At 74.1% G+C, this 12,123-nt stretch carries 9 protein-coding genes and 1 riboswitch; of the genes, 1 reads left to right on the top strand and 8 read right to left on the bottom strand.

The genetic code is table 11. From position 1 onward, the window contains the following. Positions 1 to 19: 19 nt before the first annotated feature. From LG634_RS02380 to LG634_RS02405, 5 genes are all read right to left on the bottom strand, one after another. On the bottom strand, positions 20 to 2,533 hold the full coding sequence (locus LG634_RS02380; RefSeq protein WP_372482357.1) for a bifunctional serine/threonine protein kinase/MFS transporter: 2,514 nt from the start codon (positions 2,531 to 2,533) through the stop codon (positions 20 to 22). A 164-nt stretch (positions 2,534 to 2,697) separates the two neighbouring features. After that, positions 2,698 to 3,348, bottom strand: a complete 651-nt coding sequence (locus LG634_RS02390) for a thymidine kinase (protein WP_226731862.1) — start codon at positions 3,346 to 3,348, stop codon at positions 2,698 to 2,700. Positions 3,349 to 3,434: 86 nt separating this feature from the next. Next, positions 3,435 to 4,640, bottom strand: coding sequence for an alkaline phosphatase family protein (locus LG634_RS02395; RefSeq protein ID WP_226731863.1), 1,206 nt, complete (start codon positions 4,638 to 4,640; stop codon positions 3,435 to 3,437). Continuing rightward, positions 4,640 to 5,236: a DUF5998 family protein gene (locus LG634_RS02400; protein WP_226731864.1), complete on the bottom strand. Its 597-nt coding sequence runs from the start codon at positions 5,234 to 5,236 to the stop codon at positions 4,640 to 4,642. The genes LG634_RS02395 and LG634_RS02400 overlap by 1 nt, the downstream gene beginning before the upstream one ends. A 61-nt stretch (positions 5,237 to 5,297) precedes the next feature. Beyond that, the gene (locus tag LG634_RS02405) at positions 5,298 to 8,000 is read right to left on the bottom strand and encodes a bifunctional acetate--CoA ligase family protein/GNAT family N-acetyltransferase (protein WP_226731865.1); all 2,703 of its coding nucleotides are present in this window, start codon (positions 7,998 to 8,000) and stop codon (positions 5,298 to 5,300) included. 172 nt (positions 8,001 to 8,172) lie between these two features. On the opposite strand from LG634_RS02405, the gene LG634_RS02410 reads away from it, so the two are divergent. After that, on the top strand, positions 8,173 to 8,454 hold the full coding sequence (locus LG634_RS02410; protein ID WP_226731866.1) for an HPr family phosphocarrier protein: 282 nt from the start codon (positions 8,173 to 8,175) through the stop codon (positions 8,452 to 8,454). A 213-nt stretch (positions 8,455 to 8,667) separates the two neighbouring features. Here the strand turns inward: LG634_RS02410 and LG634_RS02415 are convergent, their stop codons facing one another. From LG634_RS02415 to LG634_RS02425, 3 genes are all read right to left on the bottom strand, one after another. Beyond that, positions 8,668 to 9,351, bottom strand: a complete 684-nt coding sequence (locus tag LG634_RS02415) for a GntR family transcriptional regulator (RefSeq protein ID WP_226731867.1) — start codon at positions 9,349 to 9,351, stop codon at positions 8,668 to 8,670. A gap of 201 nt (positions 9,352 to 9,552) precedes the next feature. Then, on the bottom strand, positions 9,553 to 10,347 hold the full coding sequence (locus LG634_RS02420) for a M23 family metallopeptidase (protein ID WP_226731868.1): 795 nt from the start codon (positions 10,345 to 10,347) through the stop codon (positions 9,553 to 9,555). Between the two features lie 12 nt (positions 10,348 to 10,359). Next, positions 10,360 to 10,519, bottom strand: a riboswitch (cyclic di-AMP (ydaO/yuaA leader). Between the two features lie 218 nt (positions 10,520 to 10,737). After that, the gene (locus LG634_RS02425) at positions 10,738 to 12,105 is read right to left on the bottom strand and encodes a M16 family metallopeptidase (protein ID WP_226731925.1); all 1,368 of its coding nucleotides are present in this window, start codon (positions 12,103 to 12,105) and stop codon (positions 10,738 to 10,740) included. Positions 12,106 to 12,123 lie beyond the last annotated feature (18 nt).

A 12,123-nucleotide genomic window follows, 5' to 3' on the forward strand; every position in this document is an offset into this window, starting at 1 on the left:
ACCGGCCGGGCCCGGGCGGTCAGGTGGACGGTTCGGGGGCCGGGCGGGGCTCGTCCGGGAGCCGCGGGCCGGTGCGGGTACCGGCGGCGCGGGCGGTGATCAGGACGGCGGCGAGCAGGATCGCCGCGAGCAGGCCCGCGGCGGCCCACCCGGCGGTCGCGGCGTAGGCATCGATCAGGTCGGCCCGGTAATCGCCGGACGGCCACTCGCCGCGGCGCAGGCGGGCGGCGGTGATGCTGCCGAGCAGGATCCCGGCCAGCACCGTGCCGACCTGCTCTGCCACGGCGCCGGTCGCGGCGACCGGCCCGGTGCGCTCCGGGGCGACACCGGCCGTGACGGTGGCGAGGAGCGGCCCGAGGGCCGTGCCGAGGCCGAGGCCGGCAAGGGCCATGGCGGGCACCAGGGTGCCCGCATAGCCGGTGTGCATGTCCAGCCCGGTCAGGAGCAGCAGCCCCCCGGTGCCGGCAGCCAGGCCCGCCGCGATCAGGATGCGGGGCGCCACCCGGTGCTGGAGGCCGGCGGCGGCCGGCACGACGGCGCCGAGCACAGCGGCGGCGGCCAGGGGCAGCAGGGCCGCGCCCACCTCGACCGGGCTGTATCCGAGGGCGAGTTGACCGTGGCCGGCCGCGGTCGTGATCACCGCGTCGAAGGCACCGCCGACCGCCAGCAGGGCGAGGAAGGCCCCCACCCGGTCCCGACCGCGGACCCGCGGCGGCTCCGGCAGCGGGCCGCGGGTGCCGGCCTGCCACCACAGGTACACCGCGAACAGAGCGGTGCCGACGACGAGCAGGCCCACGACCACCGGATCGAGCCAGCCCAGCGGGTCCACCCGGACGAGGGCGACTCCCACGGCGATCAGCCCGCCGGTGCCGAGCAGCAGACCGACCCCGTCGAAGCGGGCCCCGGCGCGACCCGGACCCGCGGGCACGAGGGCGAGGACGGCGACCAGCGCCAGGACCGCGAGGAGCCCGGAGGCGGCCAGGGCCAGTCGGACGTCCAGGAGTTCCAGGACCAGTCCGCCCGTGAACAGGCCGAGGACCGGGCCGGCCGCGGATATCGCCGCGTACCAGCCGAAGGCCCGGCCGCGTTCCCTCGGGTCGGTGAACCCGGTGGACACGTAGGCCAGCGCGGCGGCGGTCAGCAGACCGGCGAAGACGCCCGCGGCGCCCCGGATCCAGACGAGCAGGTACGGTCCGTCGGCCAGGGCGGCGAGGACGGCGGCAACGGCGGTGCCGCCCGAGCCGATGGCGAGCACGGCCCGGCGGCCGAGGAGGTCGGCGAGGTTTCCGCCGAGCAGGAGCACGGCGGCGAAGGCGAGGCCGTACGACCGGTAGATGCCGCTCAGGTCGGAGCCGGGCAGGGCGAGATCGGCTTGGAGGGCCGGCAAGGCTGTCTGGAACGTCGCCAGATCGAGCAGGACGACCAGCTGCGCCAGGGCCACGGCCACCAGTCCGCGCCACCGCCGCGGGTGGGGGCCCGCCGGGCCCCCCCCCGCGGCGGGCGGCGGCCCGAAGCCCTGCCCGGCCCAGGCCCCGGCCGGAGCGGTGGGCGCGTATCCGGGCGGCGGAGTCGGCGGCGGGCCGGCGGGGGGCCGGGGCGCGGGAACGGGCCGGGGCGCGGGCGAGGCCGGCACCCGCGGGTCGGAGCGTCCGGCCGCGTCGCGCACGGAGTCCGGCACGGGCCCCGGTCCCGCCCTGTCACCGCCCGCCTCCGGGGCGAAGTCCAGCAACCGGGCCGCATGGCGCCCGAGTTGTGCGAGCACCGCACCCGGCAGCCATTCCCCGGGCGCGTCGGCCGCCGTGTCCGCAGCGATCTGCCGCGGCGTCGGCCGCCGGGCCGGGTCCTTGTCCAGACAGGCGCCCAGCAGAGCGGCCAGCGACTCCGGCACCCCCGTGAGGTCCGGCTCCTCCTCGGCGATCCGGAAGAGATGCGCGTGCAGACCGGTGTCCGGGGCGCCGAACAGCAGCCGTCCGGTGGCCGCGTACACGAGGACGGCCCCGAGGCAGAACACGTCGCTGGCGGGGGTCAGTTCACGTCCGCGGACCTGCTCCGGCGACATGAACCCCGGCGACCCGACCAGCATGCCGGTACGGGTGAGCAGACTGTCGCCGGCGAGACTGTCCATCGCCCGCGCGATGCCGAAGTCGATGACGCGCGGCCCGTCGACGGTGACGAGGACGTTGGACGGCTTGAGGTCGCGGTGGATCAGCCCCGCCTCGTGCACCGCCTCCAGCGCGGCGGCCAGCCGGTTGGCGAGCGTGCGCACCGAATGCTCGGGCAGCGGACCGAAGTCCTCGGCGACCACGCTGCGCAGGTCGGGCCCGGGTATGTACTGCGTCGCCACCCACGGCACGGCCGCCTCGGGGTCGGCATCGAGCACGGCCGCGGTCCAGCTTCCGCCCACCCGCCGCGCCGCAGCCACCTCGCGCGCGAACCGCCGCCGGAACTCGGGGTCTCCGGCGTACTCCCCCTGCACGACCTTCACCGCCACCGTGCGCCCGGCTTCGGAACGCCCCAGATAAACCAACCCCATCCCCCCGGCCCCCAGCCGGGCGATCACTCGGTACGGCCCAATACGACGCGGGTCTTCGGCGATCAACGGCTCCACGGAAGCAACGTAGCCCACCGGACGGACACGCGGGGGTGCCTGTGGAAACAGAGCCCGGCCCTCCGGACCCGGCCGTCTCAGGCGTGGTCTCAGGCGTGGTTCACCGGCAGGACATCCGGGGAGAGGGTGCCTGCGTGGGCGGTGGCCGAGGTCATGTGGCGGCGGTGGTGGCGGCGGCAGAGGACCTCGTAGCCGATCTGCTCCGCGGGGCGGTTGACGTCGCCGACGACGACCTGTTCGCCCTCGACGACCATGACGCCGCCGACCGTGCGGGCGTTGTGGGTGGCGCGGGCGCCGCACCAGCACAGGGCCTCGACCTGGAGCTGTTCGAGGCGGTCGGCGAGTTCGATCAGCCGCTGGGAGCCCGGGAACAGCTTGGTGCGGAAGTCGGTGGTGATGCCGAAGGCGAAGACGTCCATGTCCAGGTCGTCGACGATCCGGGCCAGCTGGTCGATCTGCGCGGGGGCCAGGAACTGGGCCTCGTCGGCGATCACGTAGTCCGCCTTGCCGCCCGCGGACAGCTCGCCCACCAGGTACGCGTAGACGTCCATGCTGTCGGTGACCTCGACGGCGTCCGCGACCAGGCCCAGCCGCGAGGAGATCTTGCCCTCGCCGGCCCGGTCCTGCCGGGTGAAGATCACGCCTTCGAGTCCGCGGGCGGAGCGGTTGTGCGTGATCTGCAGGGCCAGGGTGCTCTTCCCGCAGTCCATGGTTCCGGAGAAAAAGACCAGTTCGGACATCGGGGGAAGGCGGCCTTTCGGGTCGGGGCAGGCAGGCGGGACGGACGAGCGGGGAGGAGAGGAGAGGACGGGAGGACCGCGCGCGCTCAGGCGGAGCGGACCTCCAGCAGCGGCACGAGCTGCTCCGCCGGCGTCATCGAGCCGTGCATGCCGGTGAGGGCGGACTCGTTCGGCTCGTTCACGGAAGCGGTGATGGCCACGTCGGCCTGGGCGGCGGCGACCACGTCCCCGATCCGGCCCAGCACCCGCTCGTCGCACTCGCCGGGCGGCCCGAACCAACCGCGGTCCAGGGCCTCCTCGCGGCTCGCCACCCAGAACCGGTCGCCGAGCACCTCGCGCCACACGGTCAGGACGTCGGCCTCGGCGCCCGGTACGGCGTACACGTGCCGGGCCCGGCCCTCGCCGCCCAGCAGGGCGACGCCCGCACCGAGTTCCCAGTCCTCGTCGAAGTCGATCCGGGAGTCCTCGTCGAAGGGGACGTCGACCATGCCGTGGTCCGCGGTCACGTACAGCGCGGTGCGGGGCGGGAGCTGCTCGGCGAGCCGCTGCACGAGCCGGTCCACGTACATCAGCTGGCCGCGCCAGGCGTCGGAGTCCACGCCGAAGCGGTGCCCGGCGCCGTCCAGCTCGCTGTAGTACGTGTAGACGAGCGAGCGGTCGCCCGCGGCCAGCCGGTCGGCGGCCAGGTCCATCCGCTCCTCGCCGGTCATCCGGCCGAGGAAGGTGCCGCCGCTCAGTGCGATCTTGGTCAGCGGGGTGCGCTCGAAGCCCGGGGAGGAGACCTGGGCGGTCGCGACGCCGGCGTCGTGGGCGAGCTGGAAGACGGTCGGGTACGGCTGCCAGACCCGCGGCGAGGTCCACGGGTTCCACCGCAGCTGGTTCATCAGCTCGCCGGTGGCGGGGTTGCGGGCCGCGTACCCGGGCAGGCCGTGCCGGGCCGGCGGCAGGCCGGTGCCGACGGAGGCCAGCGAGGTGGCGGTGGTCGCGGGGAAGCCGGCCGTCAGCGGGCGGCCGGTGCCGCCGCGGGAGCTGCCGAGCAGCGAGGTCAGGTACGGGGCCTCGGCCGGGTGCGCCTTGATCTGCTCCCAGCCCAGCCCGTCGATCAGGAACACGCAGTTCCGGTCGGCCGGGGTCAGCTCGGGGATGGCGGCGGTGAAGCCGGGGACGCCGAGCCCTGCCGCGAGGGTGGGCAGCAGGTCGGCGAGCGAACCCGAGCCGTACGCGGGTACGGGTGCGCCGGCGAGGTCGAGGAGCTCGGGCTCCTCCCAGTTCTGGGTCGCGGACCAGCTCATCAGCGGGCGGCCGGGCGGATCGCCGCGGTGGCCTCGGAGAGCGCCTGGGCGAAGGCCAGCGTCTGCCGGACCGCTTCCGGGCCGTCGCCGGCCTCGCTGACGCGCAGGCTCAGGTCGTCGGCCGTGGAGTTGCCGGTGTAGCCGTGGTCAGAGTCGCAGTTCGGGTCGCCGCAGGCGGCCGGTTCGAGGTCGATGCGGGAGACCGCGCCCCAGCCGATGGTGAGGACGACCTCGCGCGGCAGGGTGCCGGGGGTGTACGACTCGGGGTTCGCGACGACCCGGCTGACCACGACGGAGGCGATGCTGCCGAGCTTCACGGACTCGGTCGAGGTGGTCGCGTACGGGGACGGCGAGCCGGCGTCGGCGGCCTGCTCGTCGGTGTGGCTGACGATGAACCGGTTGTCGGTCAGGACCAGCACGGTGACGTGGCGGCGCACCTCGTTGGAGTCGAAGGTGGTCTCCTGGTGGACCAGGTACGACGAGATCGGCTCGCCGCCCACGGCGGCCTCAACCGCCTCGGCCACGAGGGCCGGGTAGTAGCCGCTGCGCTCGATCGCTGCGCGCAGCCCCTGGGTGGTCGTACCGGATTTCGCCATGGGGTCCATCCTAAGGCCCGTACGGGGCGCCTCGACCTGCCCGGAGGGAGGCCTGCGGCACTCAGTAGCTGGGCAGGGTCCGCGGGCCCAGGTCGGTGCGGGCCGGCGGATGGGCGAGGCGGACGGTGGCCCCGAGGACGGTGAGGCCCTCGGCGGCGACCACCACCGGTTCCAGCGTGACCGCGGCCACCTCGGGGTGCTCGTCGACCAGCCGCGAGACGCGCAGCAGCAGCTCCTCCAGGGCGGCCGTGTCCACCGGGTCGGCGCCCCGCCAGCCGAAGAGCAGCGGCGCGGCGCGCAGCGAGCGGATCAGGCCGGCGGCATCCCGGTCGGTGGCCGGGACCAGCCGGTGCGCGGTGTCGCCGAGCAGCTCGGAGGCGACGCCGGCGAGCCCGAAGGAGAGCACGGCGCCGACGGCGGGGTCGATGACGGACCGGACGACGGTGTCGACGCCGCGCGGGGCCATGGCCTGGACGGCCGGCTGGAGCTCGGTGGGGGTGCCAAGTGCCTCGGTGAGCTCCTCGTAGGCCCGGCGCAGCTCCTCCTCGCTGCCGAGGTCGAGCCGTACGCCGCCCAGGTCGGGCCGGTGCCGAAGGTGCGGGGCGGTGGTCTTGAGGGCGACCGGGTAGCCGAGCCGGCGGGCCGCTGCGGCGGCGGCGTCGGGGGTGGGCGCGGGCAGGGTGGGGCGGACGGTGATCCCGTAGCAGGCGAGCAGCGCGTGGGCGTCGGCCGCGTCGAGGGTGCGGGGGGTGTCGCCGGCGGGTCCGCCCTGGAGGGCGGTGATCCGGTCGGCGGCTGCGGCGGTGTCGATGTCCTCGTATTCGGGGACGAGCCCGCCGCCCTCGGCGTTGGCGCGCCGCCACTGGCCGTGCCGGACGGCCTCGGCGAGGGCGCGTACGGCGCGCTCGGCGGCGGGGTAGGCGGGGATGCGGGTGGCGGCGGTGAGGGCGGCGGGCAGCTCGTCGAGTTCGACGTGGACCACGGCGACGGGCTTGCCGGGGGCCTCGGCGGCGGCCGAGCGCAGGGCCTGGGCGAGGTCGGAGGTCAGGGTGGTCTCGCCGACGGAGGGGATGGCGGTGACGATCACGGCGTCGTTGGAGGGGTCGGCGAGGGCGGCGGCCAGGGCGGTCCGGAAGTCCTCGGGGCCGGCGGCCGTGGTGAGGTCCTGCGGCGGGCGCGGGCGCAGCCCTTCGGTGAGGCAGGCGTCGTACGAGAGGACGCCGAGGGATTCGGAGTTGCCGAGGATGGCGATGTTCGGACCGGCGGGCAGGGGCTGCTCGGCGAGCAGCAGGCCGACGTCGACGAGTTCGGTGACGGTGCCGACGCGGATCACGCCGGCCTGGCGGAGCAGGGCTGAGACGGTGGCGTCGGGCAGCCGGGTGCCGGGCACCGCGTGTCCGGCGGGGCCGACGCCGCCGTGCCGGCCGCCCTTGGCGACGACGACGGGTTTGACGGCGGCGGTGCGGCGGGCGAGGCGGGTGAACTTGCGCGGGTTGCCGAGGGTTTCGAGGTAGAGGAGGGCCACGTCGGTGGCCGGGTCCTCGTACCAGTACTGGAGGACGTCGTTGCCGGAGACGTCGGCCCGGTTGCCGGCGGAGATGAAGGAGGACAGCCCGGCGCCGCGCCGGACCAGGCCGGAGAGCAGGGCGATGCCGATGGCGCCGGACTGGGTGAACAGGCCGATCCGGCCGGGTTCGGGGTTGCCTGGGGCGAGCGAGGCGTTGAGTCCGGAGGAGGTGTTGATGACGCCGAAGGCGTTGGGGCCGATGATCCGCATGCCGTGGGAGCGGGCCTGGCGGACGAGTTCGCGCTGTCGCTCCAGGCCTTCGGGACCGCTCTCGCCGTAGCCGGCGGAGAGCACGACCAGGCCCTGTACGGCGTGTTCGCCGCAGTCGGCGACGGCTTCGGGGACCCGTTCGGCGGGGACGGCGATGACGGCGAGGTCGACGCCGCCGGGGATGTCGCCGACGGAGCGGTGCGCGGGGGCGCCCGCGAGTTCGGTGGTGCCGGGGTCGAGGGCGTTGTTCACCGCGTGGACGGGGCCGGCGAAGCCGCCGGCGAGGAGGTTGGCGAGGGCGGAGCGGCCGACGCCCTTCGGGGAGCGGCTGACGCCGACGACGGCCACCGAGCGGGGGTTGAGGAGCCGCTGCACGGAGCGGGCCTCGGCGCGCTGCTCGCGGGCCCGCTGGACGGCGAGGGATTCGGCGGTGGGCTCCAGGTCGAGCGTCAGGTGTACGGAACCGTCCTCGAAGCTGCGCTTCTGCTGGTAGCCGGCGTCGGTGAACACCTTGATCATCTTGTTGTTGGCGGGGAGCACTTCGGCGGCGAAGCGGCGGATGCCGCGCTCGCGGGCGACCGCGCCGATGTGTTCGAGCAGCGCGGAGGCGACGCCGCGGCCCTGGTGGGCGTCCTGGACGAGGAAGGCGACCTCGGCCTCGTCGGCGGGGTGCGAGGCGGGGCGGCCGTCGGGGCCGATCCGGTCGTAGCGGACGGTCGCGATGAACTCGTCGCCGACGGTCGCGGCGAGGCCGACCCGGTCCACGTAGTCGTGGTGGGTGAAGCGGCGGACGTCCCGGTCGGACAGCCGGGGGTAGGGGGCGAAGAAGCGGTAGTACTTCGACTCGTCCGAGACCTGCTCGTAGAAGCTGACCAGGCGCCCCGCGTCCGCGGTGGTGATCGGCCTGATCCGGGCGGTGCCGCCGTCGCGCAGCACCACATCGGCTTCCCAGTGGGCGGGGTACGAGGGGTCCGACACCGTGGTCATGGGGGCAAGCGTACGGGTCGCCTGCGCGCGGCGTGCGAGGCAAGCCGGGTCGAACCGGTGCAAGCTGGGGAAGGCCGAACGGCATGCATTTTCGGGCCGATGGTCGGTCCGAGCATCCGGAGTGCCGTGAGAGACTGGTCTAGACAACCGTAAGAACCTGAAGGGCATCACCATGGCAGAGCGCCGCGTCAACGTCGGCTGGGCCGAGGGCCTGCACGCTCGTCCCGCCTCGATCTTCGTCCGTGCGGCGACGGCCTCCGGGGTCCCGGTGACCATCGCGAAGTCCGGTGGCGACCCGGTCAACGCCGGTTCCATGCTCGCGGTCCTGGGTCTGGGCGCCCAGGGCGGCGAGGAGATCGTCCTCGCGTCCGAGGCCGAGGGTGCGGACGCGGCCCTCGACCGCCTGGCGAAGCTGGTCGAAGAGGGTCTCGAGGAGCTTCCCGAGACCGTCTGATCCGGTTCCCGGACCGCCTGCACGACACGGCGGGGCCGTGGCTCCCGTCCCAGGGAGCCGCGGCCCCGCCGTTTGCATGTCCGGGGTCCGAAAAGCCGGGGTGAAAAGCACCGCGAACTCCCGGCGGAATTCACGGCAGCGGAACAGAACACGTCCGGGAAATATCCCCGCCCCTGAGGGGCCCGCGCATTCCGTATTTCTACGCGCGCATTGTTAAAGCCGCGATCCAGCCGTGTTGACGGCAGGTTGCGAAGTCCTCACGCGTCCGCCGTCCGGGCGGCGCAGCCGGTGGACGGCCGCGGCCCGGTCCACGTGCCCGGTGGTCAGCGCGCGCGCCCGGACGGCGTCCCCGCGGGCGACGGCGTCGACGATCGCCCCGTGCTCGGCCCAGGACTCCACCGGGTTCAGCGGCACGTCCACGGTGTACATCCAGGCCGTCTTGTGGCGCAGCTGGGTGAGCAGCGCCACCAGCCCGGGGCTGCCGGAGGCCTGGGCGAGCGTCTCGTGGAACCAGCCGCCGAGCGCGCGCAGGTCCTCGCGCTCGCCGCGCCGGGCCCGCTCCTGGCCGAGCCGGACGAGGCCCCGGAGCACTCTGAGGTGGCCCTCGGTGCGCCGCTGGGCGGCCCGGGCGGCACCCAGCGGCTCCAGGAGCAGCCGGACCTCCAGCAGGTCGGCGGCCTCTTCGGTGGTGGGCTCCGCCACGCAGGCGCCGGCATGCCGGCGGGTGGTCACGAACCCCTCGGACTCCAGGGTGCGCAGCGCTTCCCGCACGGGCACCCGGGAGACCCCGTACCGGCGGGCGAGCACTTCCTCGGTGAGCCGGGCGCCCGGCTCGAAGACACCGGAGACGATGTCCTCGCGGATGGCCGTGCACACCGCATGCGCAGGAATTCGCAAAACCGGACCTCCGCTTCTCCCCGCACCATGCGGTCGGCGACTGATGTGCTGCGACTCTATTTCAGCACAGCGGAATTCCGGAGGGCTTCCGCCGGGAAAACTCCGTATTTCGGCCACGCCCCGGACCGGTCCTCCCGGACACGCCGAAGGCCCCGGCTCGCGGGAGCCGGGGCCTTCGGGGAGTGCGGGGTGCGCCGCGGGTCAGATGCTGACGCCGTGCGAGCGCAGGTACGAGATCGGGTCGATGTCCGAGCCGTAGTCGGCGCCGGTGCGGGCCTCGAAGTGGAGGTGCGGGCCGCTGGAGTTGCCGGTGGAGCCCGACAGGCCGATCTGCTGGCCGGGGGTGACCTGCTGGCCGACGACCACGTTCAGCGAGTTCATGTGGCCGTACTGGGTGTACGAGCCGTCGTTGTGCTTGATCACGACGTTGTTGCCGTACGCACCGCCCCAGCCGGCCTCGACGACGACGCCCATGCCGACCGCGCGCACGGAGGTACCGGAGGCCGCGTGGAAGTCGATGCCGGTGTGGCTGCCGGAGGACCACATGGCGCCGCCGGCCTTGTACTGGGTGCTGACGTACGAGCCGTCGATCGGGGAGACGAACTGGAGCAGGCGCTTGCGCTCGGCCTCGCGCTCGGCACGCTCCTTCGCCTCACGCTCGGCCTTGGCCTTCGCCTCGGCCTTGGCGCGGGCCTCGGCGGCGCGCTGCTTGGCCTCGGCCTCGGCCTGGGCCTCGGCGGCGGCGATCTCGGCGGCCTGCGCCTGGGAGACGGCCTGGGCCTCGATCTGGCCCGCGGTGTCCTCGGCGACGACGACGGTGTTGAGACCCGTGTCCTCGAACCGCTCGGGGGCCGTGTCGGCGGCGAACGCGGGGGCCGCGAGCGAGCCCACCACACCGGTGGCGGCGAGAGCGGTGACCCCGGCTATACCGGCGGCCTTGCGGTTCAGACGGCTGGAACCACGGTGCTTGCCGGTGGGACGACTGCCAAACGCCATGAAGGGGCTGATCCTTTCCTTCCCTCTCGCCTACCGGGTTAGCTGACGGGTTCGGAGCAGGAAGGTCTCCTACGGGCCCCCTCTGGCGAGGCGGTCCGATTCACCCCAGGGACTGATGTGGGTCCCCGGCTCCCCAGGCTCGCGCCTGACGGGGACTCGGCGATTGCTGTCCGGTGCCGCGGGTGCGGCGCTTACAGCTGACGGACAGCAAGCCCGACGCTAGGCGGATCTTCATCCAATCGCCAAACACACGCGCGCTTTTGTGGCGTACGCCACTGCTCAGAAGGTCAACCATCAGACCTAATCGGACATTTGAGACAAGATGGGGCCCTGACGGAAAATCCGTCAGGGCCCCGGGGGTTTCAGGCCACTTCGGGCCGCTCCCGACGGCTAGGGGGCGACCACGGTGACGTCACCGATGCCCAGTGCCCGCACCGGCTCCTCGATCTGCGAGGCGTCGCCGACAAGGACCGTCACCAGGCGGTCCACCGGGAACGCGTTGACGACCGCCGAAGTGGCCTCCACCGTCCCGGTTCCGGCCAGCCGCGCGTACAGGTCCGCCTGGAAGCCGTCCGGCAGCTCCTGCTCGACCTGGTCGGCCAGGGTGCCCGCGACCGCGGCGGCGGTCTCGAACTTCAGCGGGGCCACGCCCACCAAGTTCTGCACGGCCACGTCCCGTTCGCTGTCCGTCAGACCACCCTCGGCCAGCGTCCGCAGCACCTTCCACAGGTCCTCCAGTGCCGGACCGGTGTTCGGGGTGTCCACGGAGCCGCTGATGGCGAGCATCGCCGCGCCCGTGCCCGCCGCGGTCGAGCGCAGCACCTGCCCGAAGGACCGCACGCCGTACGTGTAGCCCTTCTCCTCGCGCAGCACCTTGTCGAGGCGCGAGGTCAGGGTGCCGCCGAGGCAGTACGTGCCGAGGACCTGGGCCGGCCACACCCGGTCGTGCCGGTCGGCGCCGATCCGGCCGATGAGCAGCTGCGTCTGGACCGCGCCGGGGCGGTCCACGATGACCACGCGGCCGGTGTCGTCGGCGGTGATCGCCGGCACCGGGCGGACCTCGGCGGTGCCGCCGGTCCAGATGCCGAGGGTGTCCGCGAGGACCTCGTCGAGGTCGGTGCCGCTCAGGTCGCCGACCACCACGGCAGTCGCCGTGGAGGGCCGCACGTGCGCCTCGTAGAACGCGCGCACGGCGGCGGCGTCGATCCGGGCCACCGTCTCCTCGGTGCCCTGGCGCGGCCTGGACATCCGCAGGGAGGCCGGGAACAACTCCTTGGAGAGCTGCTTGGCCGCCATCCGCGAGGGGTTGGCCAGCTCGTGCGGGATCTCGTCGAGACGGTTGCGGACCAGGCGGTCCACCTCGCTGTCGGCGAAGGCGGGGGCGCGCAGCGCCTCGGCGAGCAGGCCGACCGCCTTGTGCAGGCGGGAGACCGGCACCTCCAGGGAGACCCGGACGCCCGGGTGGTCGGCGTGCGCGTCGAGGGTGGCGCCGCAGCGCTCCAGCTCGGCGGCGAACTCCTCGGCGGAGTGCTTGTCGGTGCCCTCGGACAGCGCGCGGGCCATGATCGTGGCCACCCCGTCCAGACCCTCCGGCTCGGCGTCCAGCGGGGCCGCGAGGATGATCTCGACCGCCACCACCTGCTGGCCGGGCCGGTGGCAGCGCAGCACCGTCAGGCCGTTGGCCAGCGAGCCCCGCTCCGGGGCCGGGAAGGCCCAGGGCTTGGCGCTGCCCGCCTCGGGGCGGGGGTGGAAGGTCATGGTGGCTGCGGTCGCGTC

The sequence above is a fragment of the Streptomyces bambusae genome (assembly GCF_020532645.1).
Lineage (GTDB): Bacteria > Actinomycetota > Actinomycetes > Streptomycetales > Streptomycetaceae > Streptomyces > Streptomyces bambusae.

Coding starts and splice junctions, on each gene's coding strand:
- LG634_RS02380 (WP_372482357.1), bottom strand. CDS start 2,533: ATGGGGTTGGTTTATCTGGGGCGTTCCGAAGCCGGGCGCACGGTGGCG.
- LG634_RS02390 (WP_226731862.1), bottom strand. CDS start 3,348: ATGTCCGAACTGGTCTTTTTCTCCGGAACCATGGACTGCGGGAAGAGC.
- LG634_RS02395 (WP_226731863.1), bottom strand. CDS start 4,640: ATGAGCTGGTCCGCGACCCAGAACTGGGAGGAGCCCGAGCTCCTCGAC.
- LG634_RS02400 (WP_226731864.1), bottom strand. CDS start 5,236: ATGGCGAAATCCGGTACGACCACCCAGGGGCTGCGCGCAGCGATCGAG.
- LG634_RS02405 (WP_226731865.1), bottom strand. CDS start 8,000: ATGACCACGGTGTCGGACCCCTCGTACCCCGCCCACTGGGAAGCCGAT.
- LG634_RS02410 (WP_226731866.1), top strand. CDS start 8,173: ATGGCAGAGCGCCGCGTCAACGTCGGCTGGGCCGAGGGCCTGCACGCT.
- LG634_RS02420 (WP_226731868.1), bottom strand. CDS start 10,347: ATGGCGTTTGGCAGTCGTCCCACCGGCAAGCACCGTGGTTCCAGCCGT.
- LG634_RS02425 (WP_226731925.1), bottom strand. CDS start 12,105: ATGACCTTCCACCCCCGCCCCGAGGCGGGCAGCGCCAAGCCCTGGGCC.